The organism is Enterococcus sp. 3H8_DIV0648 (assembly GCF_002140655.1).
In the GTDB taxonomy this organism is placed as follows: domain Bacteria; phylum Bacillota; class Bacilli; order Lactobacillales; family Enterococcaceae; genus Enterococcus_A; species Enterococcus_A hulanensis.
The window spans coordinates 2705008-2730470 of sequence record NZ_NGLG01000001.1 but is presented as its reverse complement, the minus strand read 5'-3'; the positions used below and the strand labels follow the sequence as shown (position 1 = coordinate 2730470).

Annotated in this window: 25 protein-coding genes; 19 read left to right on the top strand and 6 right to left on the bottom strand. The window is 41.7% G+C overall.

Annotated elements, in window-relative coordinates; genetic code table 11:
• The first annotated feature begins 206 nt into the window (after window positions 1-206).
• The 8 genes from A5875_RS12565 (at window position 207) to A5875_RS12530 (ending at window position 6103) form a co-directional block, all read left to right on the top strand.
• Entirely contained in the window at window positions 207-902 is a 696-nt protein-coding gene (locus A5875_RS12565; RefSeq protein WP_088933918.1) for a GntR family transcriptional regulator, read from the top strand.
• Window positions 903-914: 12 nt separating this feature from the next.
• The gene (locus tag A5875_RS12560; protein ID WP_088933917.1) at window positions 915-1265 is read left to right on the top strand and encodes a PTS sugar transporter subunit IIA; all 351 of its coding nucleotides are present in this window, start codon (window positions 915-917) and stop codon (window positions 1263-1265) included.
• 17 nt (window positions 1266-1282) lie between these two features.
• Window positions 1283-1765 carry a PTS sugar transporter subunit IIB gene (locus A5875_RS12555; RefSeq protein ID WP_088933916.1) on the top strand — a complete coding sequence of 161 codons (483 nt, stop codon included), beginning with the start codon at window positions 1283-1285 and terminating at the stop codon, window positions 1763-1765.
• 1 nt (window position 1766) lies between these two features.
• Window positions 1767-2585, top strand: coding sequence for a PTS mannose/fructose/sorbose/N-acetylgalactosamine transporter subunit IIC (locus A5875_RS12550; protein WP_088933915.1), 819 nt, complete (start codon window positions 1767-1769; stop codon window positions 2583-2585).
• Window positions 2560-3375 (top strand): PTS system mannose/fructose/sorbose family transporter subunit IID, encoded by an 816-nt coding sequence (locus A5875_RS12545; protein WP_390865374.1) that lies wholly within the window; start codon window positions 2560-2562, stop codon window positions 3373-3375. Before A5875_RS12550 ends, A5875_RS12545 begins: the two co-directional genes overlap by 26 nt.
• Before the next feature lie 90 nt (window positions 3376-3465).
• Entirely contained in the window at window positions 3466-4170 is a 705-nt protein-coding gene (locus tag A5875_RS12540; protein ID WP_088933913.1) for an SIS domain-containing protein, read from the top strand.
• Between the two features lie 99 nt (window positions 4171-4269).
• Window positions 4270-5439, top strand: coding sequence for a MalY/PatB family protein (locus tag A5875_RS12535; RefSeq protein WP_088933912.1), 1170 nt, complete (start codon window positions 4270-4272; stop codon window positions 5437-5439).
• Window positions 5440-5455: 16 nt separating this feature from the next.
• A complete protein-coding gene (locus A5875_RS12530; RefSeq protein ID WP_088933911.1) occupies window positions 5456-6103 on the top strand; it encodes a copper homeostasis protein CutC in 648 nt (215 codons plus the stop codon).
• A 2-nt stretch (window positions 6104-6105) separates the two neighbouring features.
• Here A5875_RS12530 and A5875_RS12525 read toward each other — a convergent pair whose 3' ends face one another.
• Window positions 6106-7113, bottom strand: coding sequence for a YeiH family protein (locus A5875_RS12525; protein ID WP_088933910.1), 1008 nt, complete (start codon window positions 7111-7113; stop codon window positions 6106-6108).
• Window positions 7114-7315: 202 nt separating this feature from the next.
• Between A5875_RS12525 and A5875_RS12520 the strand changes: the two genes are divergently transcribed.
• The gene (locus A5875_RS12520) at window positions 7316-8125 is read left to right on the top strand and encodes a LysR family transcriptional regulator (RefSeq protein WP_242551112.1); all 810 of its coding nucleotides are present in this window, start codon (window positions 7316-7318) and stop codon (window positions 8123-8125) included.
• A 64-nt stretch (window positions 8126-8189) separates the two neighbouring features.
• Here A5875_RS12520 and A5875_RS12515 read toward each other — a convergent pair whose 3' ends face one another.
• Window positions 8190-9365, bottom strand: a complete 1176-nt coding sequence (locus A5875_RS12515) for a M28 family metallopeptidase (RefSeq protein ID WP_088933908.1) — start codon at window positions 9363-9365, stop codon at window positions 8190-8192.
• Between the two features lie 370 nt (window positions 9366-9735).
• On the opposite strand from A5875_RS12515, the gene A5875_RS12510 reads away from it, so the two are divergent.
• From A5875_RS12510 to A5875_RS12495, 4 genes are all read left to right on the top strand, one after another.
• Complete coding sequence (locus tag A5875_RS12510; protein WP_088933907.1) at window positions 9736-10629, top strand: AraC family transcriptional regulator; 894 nt, start codon at window positions 9736-9738, stop codon at window positions 10627-10629.
• 204 nt (window positions 10630-10833) lie between these two features.
• Complete coding sequence (locus A5875_RS12505; protein WP_088933906.1) at window positions 10834-11406, top strand: LemA family protein; 573 nt, start codon at window positions 10834-10836, stop codon at window positions 11404-11406.
• Between the two features lie 15 nt (window positions 11407-11421).
• Window positions 11422-12732, top strand: a complete 1311-nt coding sequence (locus A5875_RS12500; protein WP_088933905.1) for a TPM domain-containing protein — start codon at window positions 11422-11424, stop codon at window positions 12730-12732.
• A gap of 521 nt (window positions 12733-13253) precedes the next feature.
• Entirely contained in the window at window positions 13254-13721 is a 468-nt protein-coding gene (locus A5875_RS12495) for a VOC family protein (RefSeq protein WP_088933904.1), read from the top strand.
• 25 nt (window positions 13722-13746) lie between these two features.
• Here A5875_RS12495 and A5875_RS12490 read toward each other — a convergent pair whose 3' ends face one another.
• Window positions 13747-14367, bottom strand: coding sequence for a TetR/AcrR family transcriptional regulator (locus tag A5875_RS12490; protein ID WP_088933903.1), 621 nt, complete (start codon window positions 14365-14367; stop codon window positions 13747-13749).
• A 114-nt stretch (window positions 14368-14481) separates the two neighbouring features.
• Between A5875_RS12490 and A5875_RS12485 the strand changes: the two genes are divergently transcribed.
• Window positions 14482-15651, top strand: coding sequence for an alpha/beta fold hydrolase (locus tag A5875_RS12485; protein WP_254911899.1), 1170 nt, complete (start codon window positions 14482-14484; stop codon window positions 15649-15651).
• Window positions 15652-15691: 40 nt separating this feature from the next.
• Here the strand turns inward: A5875_RS12485 and A5875_RS12480 are convergent, their stop codons facing one another.
• Genes A5875_RS12480 through A5875_RS12470 form a run of 3 tightly spaced genes read right to left on the bottom strand, consistent with a single transcriptional unit; the run spans window position 15692 to window position 19644 of the window.
• Complete coding sequence (locus A5875_RS12480) at window positions 15692-17443, bottom strand: ABC transporter ATP-binding protein (RefSeq protein ID WP_088933901.1); 1752 nt, start codon at window positions 17441-17443, stop codon at window positions 15692-15694.
• Window positions 17433-19154, bottom strand: coding sequence for an ABC transporter ATP-binding protein (locus A5875_RS12475; RefSeq protein WP_088933900.1), 1722 nt, complete (start codon window positions 19152-19154; stop codon window positions 17433-17435). Before A5875_RS12475 ends, A5875_RS12480 begins: the two co-directional genes overlap by 11 nt.
• Before the next feature lie 58 nt (window positions 19155-19212).
• Window positions 19213-19644 carry a MarR family winged helix-turn-helix transcriptional regulator gene (locus A5875_RS12470; protein WP_088933899.1) on the bottom strand — a complete coding sequence of 144 codons (432 nt, stop codon included), beginning with the start codon at window positions 19642-19644 and terminating at the stop codon, window positions 19213-19215.
• A gap of 327 nt (window positions 19645-19971) precedes the next feature.
• On the opposite strand from A5875_RS12470, the gene A5875_RS12465 reads away from it, so the two are divergent.
• From A5875_RS12465 to phnX, 5 genes are read left to right on the top strand one after another with little or no spacing between them, the layout of a single operon-like run.
• Window positions 19972-20736: an ABC transporter ATP-binding protein gene (locus A5875_RS12465; RefSeq protein WP_088933898.1), complete on the top strand. Its 765-nt coding sequence runs from the start codon at window positions 19972-19974 to the stop codon at window positions 20734-20736.
• Window positions 20733-22409: an ABC transporter permease subunit gene (locus A5875_RS12460; protein ID WP_088933897.1), complete on the top strand. Its 1677-nt coding sequence runs from the start codon at window positions 20733-20735 to the stop codon at window positions 22407-22409. Before A5875_RS12465 ends, A5875_RS12460 begins: the two co-directional genes overlap by 4 nt.
• 36 nt (window positions 22410-22445) lie before the next feature.
• A complete protein-coding gene (locus A5875_RS12455; RefSeq protein WP_088933896.1) occupies window positions 22446-23420 on the top strand; it encodes an extracellular solute-binding protein in 975 nt (324 codons plus the stop codon).
• Between the two features lie 10 nt (window positions 23421-23430).
• On the top strand, window positions 23431-24522 hold the full coding sequence (phnW, locus tag A5875_RS12450; protein WP_088933895.1) for a 2-aminoethylphosphonate--pyruvate transaminase: 1092 nt from the start codon (window positions 23431-23433) through the stop codon (window positions 24520-24522).
• The gene (gene phnX / locus A5875_RS12445; RefSeq protein WP_088933894.1) at window positions 24512-25333 is read left to right on the top strand and encodes a phosphonoacetaldehyde hydrolase; all 822 of its coding nucleotides are present in this window, start codon (window positions 24512-24514) and stop codon (window positions 25331-25333) included. Before phnW ends, phnX begins: the two co-directional genes overlap by 11 nt.
• The last annotated feature ends 130 nt before the right edge of the window (window positions 25334-25463 follow it).

Below are 25463 nucleotides of genomic sequence, written 5' to 3'. Positions count from 1 at the left end.
ATTTGGGAGGCTTTTTATAATGGAATAAAAGGAATTTATTTTTACTTTTGATAAAAGAAAAACAAATATTTTGTAGAAAACGCTTGCATATATTATTTTAGGATGCTAATATCAAGGTGTTAACAGGCTGTCTCTTATACACATCTAGATGTGTATAAGAGACAGGTTAACAGGTTAACGTGTTAAGTTATAAAAGGAGGATCATTATGGCCATATCAAAATATGAAGAGATAAAACAGGATATCGTTAAACGCATTCTTTCAAAGGAATTTCAGCCGGGACAAAAGATTTCCAGCGAAGCAGAATTGAAAAGCAAGTACAATGTCAGCTCTACGACGGTAGTAAAAGCTCTCAATGAACTTGTTTCAGAAGGCTATGTTTATCGGGTTCAAGGAAAAGGGACTTTTGTGACTAAGGCGCTTAGAGGGACCGCTGTCAGATATTTTGAGAATGATTACAAATATTTTGATCGTAGTGATGAACGCACAGAAGTTATTTCTGTGAAAAATGAATCGACTTCTGAAATCATCGGTGAATTTGAAGAAGGCATTGAAGTTCAAGAAATCACTCGCTTAAAGTATGCCGGAAACGATCCTATTCAATTGACCGTCACTTATATGGATTCCAACTATATTCAAGGGGCTTCGAAGGAACAACTAAAATCGATTTACGACACTGTTCGTGAAAAGCGAAATATTAACTTGTTTAATAATCGATTCGAAGAAAATTTCAAAATTTTATTCCCTGTATCAGATAAAATCAAAGAATTACTCAAGATTTCTGGAGAAGAACCGGTAGTTCTTATGACACAAAAAACATACTCAACCGACAACAAATTAATTGAATTTATTCTTTCGTATAAGAAGTATAGTTACTTTGACATTACTGTGACATCAGTATAGGAGGGCAGAAAAATGATTATTTTATGCGGACATGGGAAGTACGGCGAAACGCTCAAAAACAGTTTGGAAATGATCGCAGGTAAACAGGAAAATATCTACACGGTTGATTTTACAGAAGACATGTCTGTCACTGATATTATCGAACGATACAATGAACGAATTGCAGCGGCTGCAGATGGCGTATCGATATACTGCGATATACCTGGGGGCAGTCCTGCGAACGCGGCATTGTTAACCAGAAAAAGCAATGAAGGCGTGCGTGTTTTCACTGGCTTGAATTTATCCATGCTCCTGAGTTTAGTTATGGAGAAAGATAGCGAAAAGAGTTTAGCAGATGCGAAGGATTCTATAAAAGAGCTGTAGAAAAGGAGGCGGAGAAAATGATTGTTAATGTTCGAATCGATGAACGCTTGATCCATGGTCAAGTAGCAACAATGTGGACGAATCATTTAAAGGCTAATCGAATTATGGTCGTTGATAATGAGGTTGTCAAAAATGAGATGGAAAAAGACGTTCTTAAGATGGCTAAGCCTAATTCAGTTAAGCTCAGTATTTTAACGACAAAGGGTGCTTCTGCAAGAATAAAGGATGGACAATACGATAATCAAAAGGTTTTTCTGATTGTAAAAAATCCTGAGACGCTCGTTGAACTAGTGGATAGCGGTGTGGAACTGGCTGAAGTAAATGTAGGAAACATGTCCGCGAAGAAGGGTTCAAAGCAAGTGGCGAAATCAATCGGTGTCACACCTGAAAATATCGAATCATTTAATTATTTGAATGAGAAAGGTGTGAAGCTAGTAGCACAAATGGTACCCAATGAAGATAAGAGCAGCTTCATGAAACTATTAAAGGAGGGGGATTAATATGGAATTAGCTACTTGGCAAATTGCTATCTTAATTATCTTTTCATTCTTTTGTATCTTAGATAATTTAACTTTAGTTATTGGTATGCAATTTCCAGTTATCGTTGGAACAATTGCAGGATTTATTGTTGGTGACGTTACTTTAGGTCTAACGATCGGGGCAACTTTGCAGTTGATGGTTCTTGGTGTGGGAACTTATGGAGGCGCTTCCGTCCCAGACTTTACGACTGGTGCGATAGTCGGGACTGCGCTTGCGCATGTCTCTGGAAAAGGGATTGAATTTGCCTTAGCCATAGCAGTTCCAGTAGGTCTTTTGATGGTTCAATTAGATGTATTGGCAAGATTTGCCAACACGTTCTTTCTTCATAGAATCGACAAGAACATTGAAGACTTGAATACTAAAGGGATCGCTAGAAATACGGTGCTGGGAATGTTTCCTTGGGGATTATCACGCGCGATTCCAGTCGGCATCATGCTTATTTTCGGCCAAAAAGTTGTAGATGTGATCGTAAATGATATGCCTGATTGGTTGATGGGAGGTCTTAGGGTAGCTGGGGGCTTGCTTCCTGTAGTTGGGATCGCAGTTTTATTGAAATATCTTCCTACGAATAAATATATTGCCTATTTAATCGCTGGTTTCTTCTGCGCCGCCTATTTGAAAGTGCCGATGCTAGGGGTTGCTATGGTTGGACTAGCTTTAGCGATCAATCATTTCAATCGCAAGGTTGGTGAGGACAAGAAAGCAGAAGCGGCACCTGTTGCTGCTGCCAATACGAATCTAACTATAGGGGGCTATGAAGATGGAGAATATGAAGAATAATATAATCACCAAAAAAGATCTTTTTCGCGCTAGTTACCGCTGGTTGTTAGGAAGCCAAATTTGTTGGAATTATGAACGTATGATGTCTACTGGTTATCTCTATACGATGTTGCCGTTTTTAGAAAAGAAATATGGAGACAATAAAGAAGAGCTTCAAGAAATGCTGGAAACTCATAATCAATTCTTCAATTGTAATCCAATGATGGGCCATTTCATTGTCGGAATAGATCTGGCGATCGAAGAGCAAGAGGGCTTTGAATCAAAAGAAGTTATTACTGGGATCAAAACTGGTTTGATGGGACCTTTCGCAGGTGTAGGGGATACGATATTTGGTGTTTTGCTTCCTACCGTTTTAGGATCGATTGCTGCCTACATGGGGCAAAAGGGGAATGTGACCGGTGTCATTATTTGGCTGCTGGTAAATACTGCGGTATGTATCGCCCGACTTACGTTTCTGCCATTTGGATATAAGCAGGGTCTCAAATTAGTAAATGAATTCAGTGATAAACTGAACGCGCTGACAGATGCGGCGATTTTACTGGGAGTTACGGTAGTAGGAGCACTTATTCCTACAGTTATTACAGCGAATGTCTCCTTCGTCTATAAATCCGGCGAAGTGACAATGAAGCTGCAAGAGATCTTAGATCAGATCATGCCAGCTTTGATTCCAGCTTGTCTAGTCGCGTTAGTTTATTGGCTGTTAGGTAAAAAAGGGATGACTTCGACAAAAGCTATTTTACTAGTAATGGCGCTGTCGATTGTATTTTATAATCTTAAGATTTTAGGATAAAGAGACTTAGCTCAGTCCGGAGATCAGTTTTACTCCCTGCTTCAGCAGGTTAGAAAATTAATATATCAGTAGGAAGAAGGAGAATCAGAAATGACATTAGAATTTTTTGAAGAATGCAAACGAATTACAAAAGTTCTCGAAGAAAATGAAGGAGAAAATATTTCAAAGGCGGCTCAAATTGTGGCTGAGGGAATTATGAATGGCGGGATTACCCAAGCCTTTGGCAGCGGACACTCTTATGCCGCAGCAATTGAAATCAGCGGGCGTGCCGGTGGATTGATCACATCAAAGGCGATCATGGACCCAGCGGGCGGGATGTACGAACAATGTGAAGGTGTTGGGAAAACACTGATGCATAAGGTTATGGTTAATCCTAATGATATCTTCTTTTTGATCTCAAACTCAGGAAGAAATCCTATGGCGATCGAAATTGCGGAGGAAGTTAAAAAACGCGGAAACAAACTGATCGTTCTTACTGCTTTAGATATCTCGAAGGCGACGACTTCACGTCATCCTAGCGGAAAAATGCTATATGAATTTGCGGATGTGGTGTTGGATAATCATTCTGGTTTTGGCGATGCAGCATTAGAAATCGAAGGTTTGGATACAAAAGTTTGCGGCACCTCTTCGTTTGCTGCAACCTTGCTTTTACAACAAACAATGTTTGAAGCAATTAAAATCATGGTAGAAAAAGGCTTCGAACCGCCTGTATATATGAGTGCAAATGTTGATGGCGGACATGAACGAAATCTAGCGATCGAAGATAAATATGCTGATCGGATCTTCCATATTTAAAAAATGGGGCCTTGAACTTGATTCTTCAAGTTTAAGGCTTTTTTAGAATGTTAGTTGGTTCGCATTTGCGAATATCCAATTAACAGATAGGAGCATAAAATGGAAACAGTAGCAAAGGTTAGAAAGAAAACCCATTCGAAAAAGTGGTCGCGTTATGGTGAAAAAGATATCCTGCCCTTTTGGATCGCGGATATGGATTTCCCATCCCCTGAGTTTTTAACGGAGCATTTAATTTCTAGGGCTCAGGATAATTATTTCGGATATACGGATATTCCGCAGGAGGTAAATCAGGGAATTTGCCAATGGTATAAAGCGCAATACGACTGTGACGTGAAGAAGGAAGATCTTCTTTTTTCCACAAGTGTTTTACACAGTTATCGGATAATCATTGAAACGTGCTTATCAACAGGTGGAAAAATAATAGTCTTTACACCGAGTTATCCACCGTTGATAACTATTGCCCAAAAAAGCGGGGTAGAAGTGATCGAAATACCGCTTCTGCATGTTGATAACAGTCATCAGATCGATTTTAAAAAGGTAAAACAAATCGTGAATGAGGACCAGCAGGTAGAAGCAATTGTTCTATGCAATCCGCATAATCCGGTCGGGCGCGTTTGGAATAGGACTGAACTAGATGAAATCAAGGAACTGGTGCAGAGCAGAGAGTTATATCTGATAGCGGATGAGATTCATGGCGACCTTGTATTCAATGAATATTCATTCAACTCGGTTTTACGAAATTGCCGTCCTGTGGAAAAGCTGATCGTACTTTCTTCGCCAGCAAAATCATTTAATGTTGCGGGGATTAAGGCTTCGTATGTCGTTACGAAAAATCCTGCTATAAAAAAGCAATTAGAAGAAGCCTTTAAACGAAATGGCTTGAACGACTTAGATTTATTTGCCATAGAGACGCTGGACTGTCTTTATAGAAACCCAGAGAAGGCGCTTAGCTGGTTGGAAAGCCTAATTGAAGTTTTATCAGAAAATTATCACTATCTTGAAACAATTTTTGCCGATATCGAACGAGCTGAATTAATCAGATCTGAAGGCTCGTATCTGGCGTGGATAAAGATATTGGATAGTCCATGTGCTGATTCGGATGAAATCAGGACAATATTAAAAGAAAAGTACTGCATCGATGTGCATGAAGGAACGATTTTTAAAGAGATTGATGGAAAGTACATTCGGGTAAATTTTGGTTGTCCAAGTGAGATTTTAGTCAAAGGAATGGATCGCCTGCTTGAAGCACTCAACGATAACGCGATCTAGGATAGGAGATTTTGATATGAGTAAAAAGAGAGTAATCAAAGAATACTGCGCCGAGAATTTTGAACATATTCCCCAAGCGATCGCTGCTGGTGCCGGCAGAATTGAGCTTTGTGATAATCTCGCAGAAGGCGGAACAACCCCCAGCTATGGTGTAATAAAGCAGACCCTTTCTTATGCTAAGGAAAAAAATGTCCCCACCATGGTCATGATCAGACCCAGAGGCGGAGACTTTGAATATAATGAAGCGGAAGCTGCGATCATGCTTGCTGATGTGAAAATATGCAAAGAATTGAAGGCAGACGGCATTGTTTTTGGTTGTTTAAAAGACCATTGGTTAGATGAAAACCTCATTCGAGCACTATTGGATCAAGCCGGAAATCTGTCAGTTACTTTTCACATGGCTTTTGATGAACTAAGTGAGGAGAATCAATATCGAGCCATTGATTGGTTAGCTGAAAATGGTGTGGACCGTATCCTAACGCATGGTGGGAGCGGTGAAAAACCAATTTTCGAAACGGCTCCGCATGTATTAAAATTGATTTCGTATGCGAACGAGCGAATCATTATTTTGCCAGGAGCGGGAATCCGTTTTGATAATGTGGACGAGTTGCTTACTACATTAAAGCTGTCAGAGGCACACGGAACCCGAATTGTTTCCTTCTAATTTTAGATATGCAAAATAAAAATAAACACCAGCGCCGCAATCGTTTGAACAGCTCCGACAGAAAAACCGTAAAGTAAAAAGCGGGGACCTTCCTTCAAGAATTTCCGGAAGTCTAAGCGCAATCCAATCGCGGCTAAGGCAGTCGTTTCAAACCATGTGCTGACAAAATGAGCGCCGTCACTGAAAAGTGCGGGTAAGGTAAAGAAACTATTGATGATGCAGAAAATCAAAAAACAAGTGACATACCAAGGGATCGGGAATTTTTTCTTCGATCCTGTTTTTGTTACGATGCCGTCACGCTGCGCTTTGCGTTCAAAGACAAAGACGACGACCACTAAAAAAATGATGCGAGTAATCTTGAACAGCATCGCATATTTGACGGTTTCTGGATTGACCAAGCTGGCACCGGCAACGACTTGGCCGACGGATTGCAGGGTTCCGCCAAGCAATGCACTTTTACTTAATAGCGCATCGCCGAATAAAGCGATGCCTAAAAAAGGAAGCGTCAGCATCATGATTGTTCCCAGCAGATTAACAAGGGTAATGATCTGTCCCTTTTCCTCATCGTTTGCTTCGATGGAAGGAGCAATCGCGCCGATCGCTGATGATCCGCAAACGGCATTTCCGCCCGCCATCATCATGGACATTTTTTCATTGAAGCCCAGCTTGCGGCCGATCCAATAAGCACCTGCGATTACGGTTGTCATCATTAATAAAATGAAAATCAGCCCTTTGATCCCCATTTCACCGATTGTTTGGAAGGTTACGGTAAAACCTAGCAGGACGACGGAATATTCCAACAAACGACTTTCTGAAAATTTGGTACCGACTGCTAAAGCCGGCTGCTTGAATAGCGTGTTTCCTAAAATGATCCCTAATAGAATGGCTAAAGTGGCTCCGCCTAATTTGGGTACTAGCAACGCCAATAATTTCGCTAAGATTGCCACGCCGACAGATAATCCCAGCCCCGGCAATATCGGTTTGGCTTTTGTGTAAAAATTGGTAAACATAGTTCGACCTCTTTCTAGTTGATGGTTTCTTTTGATTGTTCACGTTTTTATACCGAACGTTATTAAAAGATGTTTCTCACTAAAAGGGTCAACGTTTTTCATGGCCCTTTCATTTGCAAAACAAATTATAACCGATAACTTTCATTATTATAATTTATTGATATAATACCTTAGATAGAAAAAGATAATGGAAGTGATTACGATGTTTAAGTGGCTAGAAACCTTCAAGGTAGTATATGAAACGAAAAATTTTTCGAAGGCTTCGGAAATTTTATTTGTTTCCCAGCCAACCGTCTCCTCGCAAATCAAGCAATTGGAAAATGAATTTGGCACCCAATTATTTATCCGCAGCGGGCGCAAAGAAGTGCTGGTGACACCGCAAGCGGAGATTCTTTATGAACGTGTCGTGGATTTGATGGATGATTGGGATAAGCTGTATCAGGCCGTCCAAACAAAACAGCAGCAGATCATTCGCTGTGTGATCGGCGCTTCCCACACATTTGCCAATTACGTTTTGCCGTCACTTTTGATCCAGCTGCACCAGAAGTTCCCGCAAATTCGCTTTAGTGTTCGGATGATGAATTCTTTAGAGGTTTTACAAGCGCTGGAGCACCATACCGTGGACATCGGGTTTATCGAGAAGCCTTTGTCTGCTCCTAACATCAAACGTTTTTCTTTGATGGAGGATCAGCTGGTCTTGGCAGGCGATACGGAAAAAGGACCGTGGCTGGTACGGGAAAATACTTCCGGCGTTTATTACTATACAAAGCGTTTTTTGGAAGAAAAGGATATTGATGGTCCGGTCATGGAGATCCAAAACAATGAAGTTATTGTGGGGCTGTTGAAACAAGGCTTCGGCTGTTCGTTGATTTCAGAGCGTGCAGCAGAAGGGATCGCCCATCAACGACTGGATGAGAGCTACAAGCGAAATTTTTATTTGATTCGGCGCAAGTCCGGCTCTTCCGAGGATATCGAAAAATGCGCTGAGTTTATTTGTGAGTGGAGTGAGTAATAAAGAGGAAGATTTGAACGTAAAAAGAGCAGTCTGCGAAAATCGGTAGACTGCTTTTTCCTTTTTAATTTAAATATTTAGTCAGCTCAACTAAATATTGAACGGTTTCTTCTAAGCGTTGGAAATCAACGATCGATAGATTATCTTTCGGTGTGTGCATGACTGCTTCCATCAGTAAGTAGATTTGTGTGGAAGTGATGGCAGCTGCCGGGATACCCGCTCCTGCAAACAACATATGATCGCCCATCGGCCAAGGTTCGACTTTTTCGACAGTCGGATAAGCTTTGGAAAACGTGTCTAACTGTGCGCTCAATTGTTCGGAGCATTCATAGAGAGAATAGGAGGTGGAGCTGTTTTGCATTCCGGCACCATCTACATTAATGGCAAATTCATATTCTTCCGGCTGATTTAACGATTGAGCCATAAAGGTCATTTCTCCCGGCATCGAATAGTAATCTTCGCCATTGAACAAAACAAATTCAAGCTGATGATTCAACTTTGTTCCAACCAATTGTTCGGCTAAGGTTAGCAGCGTTGCGACACCTGTTCCGTTATCTAACGCTCCCGGTGTGGTAGGCTTGGTATCGATGTGTGCTGAATAAGCGAGCTTCTTTCCTTTGCCGTAAGTGGCGATCACGTTTGCTGCGACGGCGGCTCTACGTTCAGTGAATAGTCGAAGGGCGGCGTTCTTTTTATTTATTAACGAAGGCAAAAATTTACCCTTCACTGTTCCACATGGAACAGTGAAATCACCGTCTTGAATGATTGGTACCGCTACTTCTTCAAGGAAGCTCACTGTAATGACCGCCAGCGGTTGTTTTTGTTCCAGTTCGCGAATGATTGCTTGGTGCTCTTCCGGATTCCAAAAGACCATACTTTTCGGCATGATCGGTTCTTTACACAAATCACCGTACATCACGCAAATCTTATCGGCTAAATCGGCTGCTTGCAGCTCTTGAATCGTTTGTACGCAGATCATTTCTCCGCGAACATCGCAAGGCATCGCATATTCCGCCGCTTCTACTTCGACTGCTTGACCATCTACAATAAGCTCTGCCCCGTCATTTTGCCAATTCATACACGGAAATTCCTGTAACTGAACATCAAACCCTAACAAACGAAATTTCTCCGCAGCGTAATCCACCGCGAGTTTATTTCCAGCTGAACCTGTCGCGCGCGGCCCGATTTCCTGACACAATTTTTCCATATGACCTGCTACACTCTTTTTGATACTTTTCATTTTTTTCCACTCCTTCTTCATAATAAAGAATTTATTTTTCCAAGTTCGGGAAAAATAAGTTCGATTTTCCATCCGTATACCATCCAACTAGATTCTTGTGACGTAATTCAGATAAGCTTATTTTCCCTCTCTCATTTCTTATAAAACTGTGAAAAGTTGGACTGGCATCCTTCTTCATAATAAATTTGATTTTCCATCCGTATACCATTTTTGATTCAGTATTTTTGGATCGATCAGCTTAATAACGTTGGACTGACCTCTCGCTAACTGATAACCTAATTATAGGAGAGGCTGGAAAGCATTTCTTGACCTTCCTTGTGATGATTTGGTGGATCGAGTATACATAGTAAGAAAAAATTGGAGGGAAATTATGGCAAATTTAGATCACGCGGCGGCAGTCACTCGGATGCAGACATATATAGAAGAAAACTTAGCTGAGGAGATCACCCTGCATGCGTTAGCGCAGCAAGCGGGCTATTCGCCGTGGCATTGTGCCAAAATGTTTAAAGAGTACACGGATAAATCACCGTTCGAATACATTCGCAAATTACGTTTATCGAAGGCGGCTTTGGTTTTGCGAGATGAGCAGCTGCGGGTGATCGATGTGGCCTTGGATTTTGTCTTTGATTCTCATGAAGGATTTACTCGAGCGTTTCGCAAACAATTTGGTGTCACTCCCAAAAGCTATCAAAAAAAGACACCGCCGATTCCACTGTTCACCCCGTATCCTGTCGAAAGCTATTATTTAATGGGAGAAAAGCATGCTGATTTGCCGCCAATATCGAAAAATCTCCATGTACGTCTAATTAATTTTCCCGCTCGCAAGCTGATTCTCTTACGAGGAAAGAAAGCAGAAAGCTATATCGAATATGCCCGCGAGGCAGGCTGCGATGTGTGGGGCATTCTTGCAAGTATCAAGGAAGCGTTGTATGAACCGGTAGGATTGTGGCTGCCTGAGACGATGCGGCCAGCCGGAACATCAAGGTATGCGCAAGGAGTCGAAGTCCCCGTTGATTATCAAGGGATCATTCCTGAAGGATTTGAAATGATCAATTTGCCTGCTTGTACGATGCTGCTGTTTCAAGGAGATCCTTATGATGAAGCACGATTTGACGAAGCGATCAATGCAGTGATTGAGCAGATCAATCATTATGATCCTAAGTTAAATAATTGCCAGTGGGCGGAAAATGACGCGCCACGCATCCAGTTGGAACCCCAAGGCTATCGCGGCTACATCGAAGCACGACCTGTCCATTTTAGCTAAAAACCCAAAAAGCTTTCAAACTTCTTAAAAAAAAGTTTGAAGGCTTTTTTCAATCTCTATATATGAAGGAAAAAATTCAGCGAAATTATCTGTCAACCACCTAACTCAAATATCGGTCGAAAGTCTGAGGTGCAGGTTTCCCCGAGTGCTATAATTAGCTCAACCACAAAGAATAAAAAAATCAGAAAAAAGGTTGGGATAGAAATGAAACGAAGAGGTTCAGGTATCATTGTTGGGATTGTCGTCATCGCTCTGGCAATCGGAGCATATTTAATAACGACATACAACTCATTGGCTTCAGCAGAAAACAACGTGGATGCAAAATGGTCGCAAGTGGAAAATGTGATGCAGCGGCGGGCAGACTTGATTCCAAATCTGGTGAACAGTGTTAAAGGCAGCATGAATCATGAGGAAAAGATCGTCAAAGAAATTACCGATGCGCGGAAGGCTTACAATAGCGCGAAGACACCGGCTGAGAAAAATGACGCGAATAATCAAATCGAACAAAGCTTAGGCACAATGGTAAATGTTATTCAGGAAAATTATCCGACACTGGCTTCAAATGAAAATGTCAAAACGTTGATGGTGCAGCTGGAAGGTACAGAAAACCGCATTTCAGTTGAACGGAAAAACTATATCGAACAGGTCAATGATTACAATCAAAGCCTGGTTCGTTTCCCTAAAAACATGGCAGCGAAAGTTTTAGGCTTTGAGAAAAAGGCGAACTTCAAAGCCGACGATAAGGCAAAAGAAGTGCCAGATGTCAGCTTTGAATAAGAATGGGTGAGGAAGATGAAAAGGGAACAGCGTACTTCAGGGAAACAGCTCCATCAAGAGGTCGTTGAGAATTATCGTAAGGTACGCAAACGCAATGGGGGCTTTTCCATAATTTTAGTGGTTGTGATGCTGGTCAGCGGATTCGGATTGTTCAATCTCTTTACAAGTAACAGCTACAACGAAAAAAAAGAGGTTTACGATCAACAGCTGACCACTTTAGACCAAGAACGAGAAGATATTTTGTCTGGTAAAAAAGTCACGGTTAATCAATCCTTCAAAAAGACGATGAATGATAATTTGGCGAATTTGAAGGAATATCCTAAAAAAGCCAATAATTATGATGTGGCGATCGAAGGCTCCGACGGTCATTTGACCATCAATAAAAATAATATCTTTGTATCTGATAACGCCAAGATGCTTAGTCAGAAGACAAAGGAGAAAATTTATCAGTTAAACAAACAATTAGCCGCAAGCACTAACGGCGCACAGTTTGTAGTGGTCACAATTCCAGAATTGCCTCGAGGAGAAGATATCGAATCTTATGCCAATATGATCTTTAATCAATTGGGGATCGGTGATAAGAATGAAAACAATGGTGTCTTGTACTTGGTTGCTTTAGACGAACGAGAATTTCGTTTGGAAGTAGGTTATGGCTTGGAAGGTCTGATTCCTGACGGGAAGGCAGATGACATCATTAATGACGATGATGTGGTAGAAGCCTTCAAGGATGAAGAGTACGACAAGGGTGTCAATCAGGTCTTGGATGAAGTGTTCGCGATCATGAATACGAAGACGGCCTTGGTAGATTCGCAGATCAAAAAGGTCAAGAGTTCACGGACACAGCTGATGTTCTTTCACTGGACCGGTGTGGTAGTTTTAGGCCTGCTGTTCTTTGTCAGTCTGTTATTAGTAGTCAACCTTTTACGAGCACGCGTTTTCCTAAAAGAGAACTACAAAAAATATCAGTCAGAAACAGCCTCTATCACCGGTGAAGAAGAGTTTCAACGGAAAATTAAACACACAGAGCTTTACCAAATTTTGTTAAGCGGCTTATTGATCGGGATGTCTGTAAAAGGAATCAAACGGGCAATCATTCAAGGAAGATTGCTAAGAAATCCTTCGGCTGAAAAGAAAATGTTCGGCCGTATACTGATCGGCGATACCTTATATTCTGGTAACGGCGATGTATTAACGACAGCGTACTTGGCGTCGAATTATAATTCCAGCAATTGGGATAATGACAGCAGATCAGGTGGCGGCGGCTCCTCTTGGGGCGGCTTCGGCGGCGGTTCATCCGGCGGTGGCGGCGCATCAGGCGGCTGGTAATTGAATAAAATACAAACAAGCGTGAGACGAAAAAAAGTCTCACGCTTATTTGCCAGTTCCACTTTTCCCAGTTTGTAAATATTAGTCGATCGAAACTAACTATTTCACACTAAACTAGATACCGAGTAGTTTAGTGGAATGGTATGCGCACCGAAAATAAAAGTATTTTTCTGTTTTTTAGAAAAATACAATCAGTGAAGTCGAGGTAGCTGCGAGTCCAACTTTTCCCAGTTTACTTTGCTCAAAAAGAAAATCTTGCAAGTACGACTAGTTAGGGAGTAAAAAGTATAGTTGGATCGTATGCGTACCGAAGAACAGCCTCTTCGCTAAAGCATGGGATATCATGGTTAATGACTATGAAGAAATGACGGGGAAAAAACTGACTTATATAGAAGCAAAATAATTTTTAACACTTGGAGTCTTTCGGCTCCAAGTTTTTTGTTAATTTTTCCAAACACGAAACAACCCTTTTGTGATATAGTAAACAATAATGTAAACGCTTTAAAAAATGGAGGGATTGAATGGAATATCGCGGACCAATGCTGGTAGTAAAAGATATGGAACGGTCAAAAGCGTTCTATCGAAAATTTTTAGAAGTAGATATTATTTCTGATTTTGGTGAAAATGTGACGTTTAATGGGGGCTTATCGCTGCAAACGGAGGAATCGTGGATTCGCTTTACCGGTTGTGACAAAGAGATATTCAACTATAAAAATAATACAGTGGAATTCTATTTTGAGACGAAGGATTTTGACGCCTTCATTGAACGAACTAAAGGAGAGGGATTAGAATTCTTGCGAGACGTCGCAACGATGGAATGGGGACAAAAGGTTGCCTGTTTCTACGATCCCGATAAGCATGTAATCCAAGTCGGTGAAGATCTGACCGTCATGGTGAAACGATTGGCGGCAGAGGGAATGACCGTAGATGAATTAGGTGAGAAAACATTTTTAGGTAAAGAAATCGTCGAAAATATGCTGAACAGTTAATAGGTTGAAGGCCGTGGCCTTCAACCTATTTTATTTTTAAACTTTGTTTTATCCAGTTTTCGTAAAGAAAATCAAATGAACCCGCAGGTGCTTGAAGACTGGCTTCGAGCATTTGCGCCAATGCTTTTAATTTCAACTGAACTTCTTCATCAGTCCAAGTGAATAAACCGGGATCAAGTAAAAAAATAATGGGCGAAAGCAGTATTTCTGCTGTTTGCTCAGGCTGTTCGCAGATAAAGATTTTTTCGTCAACGCCTTGTTGAAAGATTTCGCTAACGATCGGTGCAAGCTGCTGCATGATGAAGGCGTTGGATTTTTGATGGATCGCGGCATTTTGCGGTTCATGTAAGGCAACATCAAGCGCGCGATCAACAGCGGTGCTGCGATAGAAATAAAGCAATAATTTTATTTTTTCTGAAGCAGGTGCATCGATCTCAGCTAATTTTGCTCGGCAAGTTTCGATGACGTTGCTATATTGGCGTTCGACCAAAGCATCCAGCACCTCTTCTTTACTTTTGAAATAGTAATAGAGTCCGCCTTTTGCGATCCCCGCTTTACTTGCAATGTCTTGAACCGAAGCCGTGCCTGCTGTTCCTTCATAGAGTAATTCCTGCAAGGCGTCCAAGATCAATTCTCGTTTGCTCATCGACTCCACCTCCGAAAATAGTATACCACAAGAAGTTGACCATCGTTCAAAAAGTTGTTATGATGAAATTGTTGAACGATGGTCAAAAATGAAGGAGGGGTTCTTTTGTTGATAGTGGGTGTATTTATCTTTGTTTTGTTGTTAGCTGTTTTGATTGGTTTAGTATTGCTGATCCGATTGTTCGTTTTCCTTTTTAAGCGATTGCGGGGAAGAGAGACGATATTCGCTACAAAAGGAATTAAAAAAGGAGCTTTGGGTATGTTGATTCTCGTTGTGTTAGGAATAATCTTAATAGCTTTTAGTCAGCTTATGGCAGCTACACCGAAAATTGCTAAAGAAAATAGTATTGCGGAGCTGAGAAAAGTTCAGTTGAACGGCCGCAAAGAGTGGGTCAGCATTCGGGGAGAAAATCGGAATAAGCCGCTGCTTTTATTTTTAGCAGGTGGACCCGGCGGCTCGCAGCTGGCAGCCACACGTTATGAGCTGGCAGAACTGGAGAAGGATTTTGTCGTGGTTAATTGGGAACAGCCGGGGTCAGGGAAATCCTATTCGGCGATCCCGAAAAAGCAGCTGACACCTGAGATTTATGTGCAGGATGGAACCGCACTTGTCCGCTCATTGTTAAAGGAATTCCGACAAGAAAAAGTGTATTTGGTTGGCGAATCTTGGGGTAGCGCGCTGGGAATCTTCATGGCAAAGGAGCAGCCTGAGTTATATCATGCGTTTATGGGGACTGGACAGATGGTGGCCTTTGAAGAGACAGAAAAAATCGATTATGCCTTAGCGATGAAGTTGGCAAAAGAAAACGGGGATCAAAAGATCGTGGACTCTCTGCGAAAAAATGGGACACCGCCTTATTATGGCAAGTCGGTCACTACCAAGAGTGCAGTCTATCTGAATTACTTGAGCCAACGCATGGCACGTAATCCTGAGATTCAAAATCCAGGCTTTCAAACGATACGTGATCTTTCGGCAAAAGAGTACGGCATACTGGATAAGGTCAATTATCTTCGCGGCATCCTGCAAACCTTCAATCAAGTCTATCCGCAGCTGTATGAGATTGATTTGCGAAAGGATTATGCTAAGCTAGATATTCCGGTTTATTTTTTATTAGGAAAGCATGATCTGAATGCGCCGCGAAGTTTAGCTGAAGATTATTATGACAAGCTGGCAGCGCCGGAGAAGGAAATTATTTGGTTTGAGCATTCAGGGCATAATCCATGGATCAATGAGCGTGAGCGCTTTGCAGAAGTTGTTCAACAAATTGCCGAAAAGACAAAATAAAACCAGAGTATCTACGAAGAAATCGTGGATACTCTGGTTTTTAATTTTCAAATTGGGCTTGATGCAGTTCATAATAACGCCCTTGCTTCGCTAATAATTCTGTATGGGTTCCTTGCTCGACGATATTTCCGTCATTGACGACCAGAATCAAATCAGCTTCACGGATCGTTGAAAGGCGGTGGGCGATAATGAAGGAGGTTTTATTCACCATCAATTTTCCCATAGCCTCTTGGATCAGCAATTCTGTTTGCGTATCAACATTTGACGTGGCTTCATCAAGAATCAAGAGCTCGGCATTTAAAAGCATTGCTCGAGCAATCGTCAGTAATTGCTTTTGCCCTTGAGAGATCGCTAAGCCATCTTCCGTCATCACGGTGTCATAGCCTTTTGGCAATTGCGCGATGAAATCATGGATGTGGGCGGCTTTGGTCGCTCTAATGACATCTTCTAAAGTGGCCGTTTCATTTCCGTAGGTCAGATTTTCAAAGATCGTCCCAGTAAAGAGCCACGTATCCTGCAAGACCATCGCGTATTGCTTGCGCAAGCTAGCGCGCGTCGCTTCTTTGATATTTTGTTCATCCAAGTAGATCGCGCCACTATCAGGATCGTAAAAACGCATCAATAAATTAACGATGGTGGTTTTTCCTGCACCAGTCGGACCAACGATGGCCACGACGCTGCCGGCAGGAATATCAAAGGATAAATCTTTGATCACCGGCTGTTTTCTTTGATAGCTGAAAGAGACATGGTCAAAGCGAATATCTCCGTGGGCTTTTTCAAAGACATGAGCATCCGGCACATCTTGGACTTCTGGTTCTTCATCCAATAGCTTGAAGATTCGTTCAGCCGCTGCGATAGAAGATTGCAGGTCGCTGAAAATATTTGCCAGCTCATTGATCGGACCAGAAAATTTCCGTGAATATAAGACGAAAGAGGAAAGCTTCCCTAATGTTAGGTGACCATACAAGAATAAAAAGGCACCTAAAATACTGATCAATGATAGTGACACATTGTTGATGAAGTTAACAGAAGGTCCGGTCATACTGCCGTAGTATTCCGCATTGTAATACGCATTCATTGCTTCTTCGTTTTTCTTGCCGAAGCGAGAAATCATGGTTTCTTCCTGATGATAAACCTTGGTCGTTTGTTCCCCAGATAAGAGCTCCTCTGTTAACCCGTTCAATTCACCCAGCTTAGCCGAACGTTTCCGGAATAAGGGCTGGAACTTATTGGTCAAAAAGCGCGTCAATAAAATCGAAGCCGGTACTGTCACTAAAAAGATCGTCACCATTAATGGCGAGATCACCAGCATCATGACAAAAGATCCAATGATCGTTACTAAACTGCTTAGGACCTGCACCGAATCACTCGCTAAAGAAGTATTGATCGTGTCGATGTCGTAGCTCATACGGCTGACGATATCCCCAGTTTGATGCTGGTCAAAATAACCGACCGGCAGCGAAACGATTTTGTTAAATAGATCCTTCCGTAAACGAAAGGCAATTTTTTGACTCAAGTAGATCATCAAGCGGCTGATCCCGTAGCTGAGAATTGCAGAGGCTAAATAGAAGCCCACCATCAAACTACAATAGAAGAAAACTTTTTGGAAGGCGACGTTGCCTTTACCAATCTGGATCGCGTCGATGGCGTAACCAGACAGCAGTGGACCGACTAACGCAAATAAATTGCTGGCGATCGTCAGGATCACGGCTAAAAACAGCAGCCACTTGAAATGGTACAAATATCCCCACAAACGGAGCAGCGTGCCTCGGCGTGAATCGTTATTCTTCAATGACTTGCCCTCCCGTCTGTCCTTGGTAAATTTCTTGATAGGTTGGATTTGCGGCTAACAATTCATCATGCGTACCGTAGCCGATCATTTTGCCCTTATCCAACAATAAAATTTTATCCGCATGTTGAATTGAGCTGACCCGTTGAGCGATCAAAATTTTTGTTGTATCAACAAAATGTGTTCGCAGCGCTTTTCGCAAATTGGCATCAGTGTGGTAATCCAACGCACTAGAAGAATCATCTAAAATCAGCAAATCCGGTTGACCGATCAGTGCCCGCGCCAGCAGCACCCGCTGCTTTTGTCCGCCGCTAAGATTTTGACCTTTGGCTTCCAAATGATGCTCGAGGCCATCCGCTAATTTATCGATAAACTCGCGAGCCTGCGCATCGTCAATTGCCTGCTGAAGTTGTTCCTCAGAAAATGTGCGGCCAAATAAAATATTCTCCCGAATCGTATCAGCAAAAAGCACATCCTTTTGCAAAACCGCACCGATTCTTTGGTGCAGAGCATCCAGCGAGTAATGTTTGATCTCTTGCCCGTCGAATAATATCTGCCCAGCGGTTCGATCGTATAAACGCAAAATCAAACTGGCGATCGTGGTTTTTCCGCTGCCGGTAGCCCCCATGATCCCTAAGGTTTCACCGGGCTTAACGCTGAAACTAATATTTTCAATCGCCGGCCCGCCGTCAGGATAGGCAAAGGTAACATCATCAAAAACCAATTTTGTAGAAGTTGGTTTTCTTTGATCGATGGCTCCGGGAACTAGTGTCGGTTTCTTGCGTAAAACTTCATTGATCCGATTAGCCGAAGCCAGACCGCGAGAATACAAGACGAATATCCGCGTAATGGAAAGCATCGCATTCAAAATAATCGTGAAGTAAGTCAAGAAAGCCACGATGACGCCCGGTTGTGTTAAGCCAGCATTTACTCGATAGGCACTGACGACGATCACTAATGTCAGACCTAAGTTTAAAAATAGATCCAACAAAGCAGGGGAAGCAGCCAGCGTAACATTTGCGGTTGTTTCAGCATTTACTAACGACTGATTGACGTTTTCGAAGCGTTGACGCTCGTAGGCTTCTTTGGATAAGGCTTTGATCACTCGTGATCCGGTCACATTTTCCCGTACCGTCAAAACGAGCTGATCGACTTGCTTTTGCAGCTTGCCGAAGAGTGGGACGCCCTTTTTAGAAATATGTGTCACCATCACGAAGACGATCGGCATGATTGCGACTAAAACTAATGTCAAAATCGGGTCCAACGTGGTGGTAATCAATATTCCGCCGACTAAAAGGATCGGTGCGCGAATCCCCATCCGCATCATAACTCCCAAGGTCAAATGGATATTGTAGGTGTCAGATGTTACACGTGAAACTAGAGAGGACACTCCGACATCTTCAATCTGCGTAGTATCCAAATAAGTAATTTTATGGAAGAGATCCCCACGAATGTGCTCGGTCGTATCCTTTGCGATCCGTGAGACCATCCGATTGGCGACGATATTTGCCCATAAAGCAAAGGCAGAAGCCACCAGCATCACACCGCCCCAAAAAAGAATCTTCTTGGGATCTTTTTGCGGGATGACTTGGTCAAGGATATAAGCCAAGTTCCATGGAAGAACCAATTCCATCATGGTTCCTAAAAATTTAATGATCACGCCTAACGTTACCCGAGAACGATAGGGCTTCAGGTAGTTAATTATTAATTTCATTTTTGCTCCTCACATAGTTGTTTGATTCTGTATCAGTTCATAAAAACCTTTGAAGGCTTTATTTTCCTCCGCACATTTCTGTTTCGGCCTTTTCCATGATGGTCTGTAAACCAGACAAGACGGCTTCTTGCTGTTCAGCCGGAATTTCAGCTAACAACGTTTGGTTCCAATTCGCTAAAATCGAACGAATTTCTGTTTCCAGCGCCAAGGATTTGTCTGTCGGAAAAATTCTTAACCGCCGGGCATCCTTTTGATCGCTTTGGCGAATGATGAAGCCCTTTTGTTCCAACTGAGCTAATTGACGTGCGACATTGCTTTTATTGATGAATATCCTGCAGGCTAATTCCTCTTGCGAAATCCCTGGTTCAGCACAGACACTTAGGATATACGCGTGGTGCATCTCCCCTAAGCCCAGCTTCTTAAACTCCTTTTCGCGGTACAAAGCCGACAGTCGTGAGATGCGATTGACCATTTTAACAAAAGAATCCATCTAAAAAAATCCTCCTCGGTATTTCTCATTAAACAAGCACATACCAGTATAAAAGAAAAATGTTGCGGGCGCAACGATTATGAGCTGAAAGTTTTCCAATAAGCTGCTTTGAAATTTTTCGACCGATTTTTTCTAAAGCCATGTGCAATAATTAACATTCTTTACACAACCATAACAATCTTTATTTTAACTTTGCACAAACTTGATCGTGTCTTTACACTGCATCGGTATACTTTTTATCAAAGGATGTCGATGTGCTAGTCGCTTTTTGCTTTCAACAAGTATTGGCGAAATGGGCTCCTTATTACGAAAAAAGGGGAAATAAGTGTGCTAAAACTCGAAAACATCACGAAAAAATTTCAAGAGACGACGGTGCTGGAAAATATCAATTTGGAAATTGCGTCTGGCGAGATCGTTTCTATCTTGGGTCAATCTGGTTCGGGGAAAACAACTTTGCTGAATCTGATTTTAGGTTTAGAAGAACCTAGCGGAGGCGAGATTTTCTTTAATGGAAGTAATATTACCCACACGCTGATGGAGAAGCGGCCGTTCAACATTGTCTTTCAAGACTATGCGCTGTTTCCGAATTTGACGGCTTATCAAAACCTGACATATGGATTGCGCAATAATAAAGAATGTTCGACTAAAGCAGAGGTAGACGAGTTGATCGAATTGTTGAATTTGGAAAAACATTTAGAAAAACCAATCCATCAATTATCAGGCGGTCAAAAACAGCGGGTCGCTCTTGGCCGAACACTGGTGATGAAGCCGCAGCTGCTTTTATTAGATGAACCATTGAGCGCCTTAGATGGGGTCATCAAAGAATCGATCAAAGAAAAAATCCAAGAGATTGCGCGCAAACTGCATCTAACGATTGTGATCGTTACTCATGATCCCGAAGAAGCCCTGACGATGTCTGACAAAATCGTCGTTCTTGATGAAGGGAAAATTGCGCAGTGCAGTTCGCCGATTGAGATCATGAGCCAAGCTTCATGCCATTTCGTCGAAGAATTTATCGTCAATCAATTAGCGATCAAACAGCATAACATTCAGCAAATTTTTCAACAATCAATGAAAAGAGCGGCATCATGAGAATCACAGTTTCATTGAAAAAGCTGATCAGCTGGATCGTATTGGCATTCTTCTTTCTGTTTTTAGCTTATCCGATCATTCAAATCATCCTGACAGCTTTTTCGCAAACAGATAGAGCTAGTCTGGATATCTTTAATCACGATTGGCGGATTTCCTTTAGCAATAGCTTGAAATATTCGCTGGCCGCAACTAGCTGTTCGACGGTCCTAGGCTTTTTACTCGCTTATGGGAATAATTTTACGCGAATCAATCGGAGATTTTTGAAGCTGAATGAGAGCATCCTGCATTTTCCGATGCTTTTACCAACGATCACTTATGGATTTGTCCTCATTTATGCCTTTGGCAGGCAGGGATTATGGAGCAAGGTTTTTCAACAGGAATTGTTCCACATCTATGGCTCCATTGGTATTTTATTGGGATTTATCATTTATACGCTGCCGCCGATTTTTATTTTGATCAACAACTCGATGAAATATTTGGATACGCAGTTATTCATCGTTTCTCGCTTGATGGGGGATAGCTGGTATCGCTCGCTTTATAAGACGATCTTGACGCCATTGACACGGGTTTTGGCAGTGGCTTTTTTGCAGGGGTTCTTCATGTCCTTTACCGATTTTGGGATTCCTAGTGCAGTGGGTGGTCAAACACCCTTTATTACCACACTGCTATATGAAGGCTTTATGGGGACGATTCCGAACTTCCAATTTGGCTCTTTAGTCGCTTTAACAATGCTGCTGCCGTCGATCATTAGTATTTTGATCTTGAATCATTTGCAAAAGAAGGTGGTCCGTTACGAACGGCCGCGGCAGGCAGTAATCAAAAAGAATGCTGTGAGGGATTGGTGCTTCCGACTGCTTTTTGTCAGTATCTCTCTGTTTATTTTAGGAGTATTTGCGGTCTTGATTATTATTCCAATGGTAACGAATTGGCCGTATGACCTAAAACCGACCTTAAATAATTTTGCACAGTTTATCCAAGATGACAGCTTGGTTCTAACTTTGAAAAATTCTTTGCTAATGGCGTTATTGACGGCTGGACTTGGAACGATCATTGCTTATTTGGCAGCGATTTTGACTTCTAGAGAACGTAAAATCTATAAAGTGAACCAGATCATTGACAGTATCGCGACGATCACGAATTCGATTCCGGGAATGGTTCTGGGTGTTGCCTATCTATTACTATTTAGCGGCAGCCAGCTGCATAACACCTTGCTGGTTTTAGTTATTGTGACGATCGTCCATTATTTTTCAACACCCTATCAGATGGCTAAAGAAGCATTGCAAAAAATGAATTTGAACTGGGAGAATACCGCCAAATTAATGGGAGACAGCTGGTTAAAAACAGTCTGGCGAATTTTGATTCCCAACTCTAGAGTGACGATCATAGATATTTTTGCCTATTACTTTTTCAATTCGATGGTCACGATTAGTGCGGTGATTTTCTTAACCAGCGCCAATACGATGGTTATTACCGCCAAATTGAAGGAACTGCAGCACTTTGGCCGCTTTAACGATATCTTCATGCTTTCGTTGTTCTTACTAATAATCAATTTAATTATGCAGGGACTTACCCAACTATTGAAAAAAATGTCCGTTTCATATTTACCAGTTCGACAAGCGAAAAGAAAGCTAAACACAAAAGTAACTACTATTGTACAAAGAAAAAAAGCTTAAAAATTAATCCACTAATTTGAAAAAGGAGAATGATGAATGAAGAAAAGGAAACTAGTTGCTTTACTAGGTAGTCTGCTGTTCCTTCTATTATTAGGAGGCTGCGGCAAAAGTAATGCGGCGAACGAGAAAGTCACCATCTACACCAATGCCGACGAAGAGCCGGTGGAAGTGATTAAGAATGTTTTAGACAAAAATGGCTACAAAGGCAAATACACGCTGCAATCTTTTGGAACGTCGGAGTTAGGCGGCAAACTTCTAGCAGAGGGGGAAAATATCGAAGCTGACTTAGTGACGATGAGTACCTTCTATTTAAATAGTGCTCAAAAAAAGGAAAAGATGTTTAAAAAGCTGGACCTGTCTGTCGATTCATTGACAAAGATTCCTGACTATACCGCGCCTTTCACGGTACAAGAAGGAACGATTTTTTACAATACGGATGTTTTAAACGAACTGAAGCTGCCGGTTCCTACAAGTCTAAAAGATTTAGCAGACCCTAAATACAAAGATGCGATATCCATCTCGGATATCAAGCAATCTTCTACCGCATGGTTATTGTTCCAAGGCTTGGTTGACAGCTATGGAGAAGCTGAAGCCAAAACGATCTTAAAAGGAATCTATAAAAATGCCGGGGATCACCTAGAAAGTTCTGGTTCTGGTCCTTTGAAAAAGGTTCGCCTAGGAGAAGTCGCGATTGGTTTTGGACTGCGGCATCAGGCAGTCAAAGATAAACAGGACGGGTTGCCGATTGATTTTGTTGAGCCATCAGAGGGGACTTACACGTTGACGGAATCTCTGGCGGTGGTTGATAAAGGGGAAAAGACGAATCCAGAAGCAGAAAAAATGTTGAACCTGATCTTAGAAAAAGGCCGCAAGGATTTATTGAAGATTTACCCTAGTGCGTTATACGAAGGAGAAACGGTTAACTCGGAACAAGTAGCGAAGGATCAGAAAGTGTTCCCAGACGAATTAACCGCAGAATTATTAGAAAAACACCAAAAATTGGTAGACTAAGGAGTTCAGTATGGAATATAAATTATTAACCCCCGGACCATTGACGACGACTAAGTCAGTTAAGCAGGCTATGATGGTCGATCACTGTACGTGGGATCAAGAATATAAAACGATCACTCAAGATATTCGTCAGAAACTATTGACCTTAGCAGGAGTAACAGATACAGAATATACAACAATCTTGATGCAAGGCAGCGGCTCATTTGGGGTGGAATCTGTCTTGAGTTCGGTCATCGGAGAAGAGGATCATGTATTGATTTGTGTAAATGGTGCCTATGGTCTCCGAATTGTCAGTATGAGCGAACGCCACAATCTGACCTACACAGTGTATGAAGTTGCTGAGGATGAGATTCCTCAAGCAGAAGCTATTACGGAAATTCTTAAAAATGATTCTTCTATCACAGCCATCGCAATGGTTCACAGTGAAACGACTTCCGGTATTTTAAATGAGTTAGAAGATATTGCGCAGCTGGCTAAAGAAAATGGACTGCTGTTTATTGTTGATGCGATGTCTAGTTTCGGCGGGATTCCCATCGATGTCTCTGGGCTGTCGATTGATTTTTTGATCTCAAGTTCAAATAAATGTATTCAAGGAGTTCCGGGTTTTTCCTTTATTTTGGCGAAAAGAGATCAGTTAGAAAAACGGCGTTATGCTCGAACGTTGTCGCTGGATCTTTATGACCAATACGAAACGATGGAAAAAGATGGAAAGTGGCGCTTTACTTCGCCAACTCATACAGTTCTGGCATTTCAGCAAGCGTTGAAAGAACTGGATGAGGAAGGTGGAATCTACCAGCGCTATATGCGGTATTTGACCAATAATCGACTGCTGCGGCAAAAAATGGAGGAGCTGGGATATCAACCCTTTATCAAGCAGTATCAAGGACCATTTATCACGTCTTTCCTGTTTCCAAAGCAAGCGTCCTTTGATTTTGACAATTTTTATCAGCATTTGAAGGAGAATGGTTTTGTGATCTATCCAGGGAAAATCAGCACAGCAGACTGTTTTCGGATTGGTAATATTGGTGATATCTATCCTGAAGATATTCATCGTTTAGTTAAGGTGATTGAAAATTATGCGGAGGTGGCGTATGTCAGTTAATACAATTATTTTAGACTGGGCGGGAACGACTGTTGACTTTGGCTGTATGGCTCCGGTCGAAGCATTTAAAAAAGCATTTGAAAATAAAAAGATCGAGCTTACGTATGAAGAAATTCGAGAACCCATGGGAATGCTTAAAATCGATCATATCAAGCAGCTGCTTTCGCTTGATAAAGTAAGAAAGCAATGGTTGGAGCTGTATGGCCGCCCATCAGTGGAAGCCGATGTATTAAGTATCTATCAAGACTTTGAAAAATATTTATTTGCAGATCTGGCGGAAAACAGTCACCTAAAACCAGAAACCAAGCAGGCGATGAAAAAAATCAAGCAGCTAGGCTATAATATCGGTTCGACTACCGGTTACACTAAAGAAATGATGAACGTCGTTTTTGAAACGGCTAAAGTCGAAGGGTATCATCCGGACTATGTTGTGACGCCGGATGATGTGGACTCGCTGGGCAGACCCTATCCATTTATGATTTTTGAGAATATGCGCTATTTTGAAAATCATTCGATGGAGGAAGTGATTAAAGTCGGAGATACCATCTCTGATATTAAAGAAGGTAAGAACGCTGGCGTCTTGAGTATCGCGGTAACAGAAGGCAGCTCGGAGATGGGACTTTCTTTGGAAGAGTATAAAAGTCTTTCAAAGGAAGAGATGGAACGTTTGAACCAGCTGACAGCTGAAAAATTCTACCAGCATGGCGCCGATTTTTGTGTAAAAAATTTATTGGAGTTAGCAGAGGTTTTACAAGAGCATTCGACGATTCAAAAACTGCGCGGGAAAAAAATCGAAACGGTATTTGATTAGAGCAAAACATCGACTTTTATAGTCGGTGTTTATTTGTTTTTTAGGAAGAATATAACGATTGAATGAATTACCCAAAAAGTGAATAAAAAAAACAAAAAAAGAATTTTTGCCTCGCAGTTCTATTTACAGC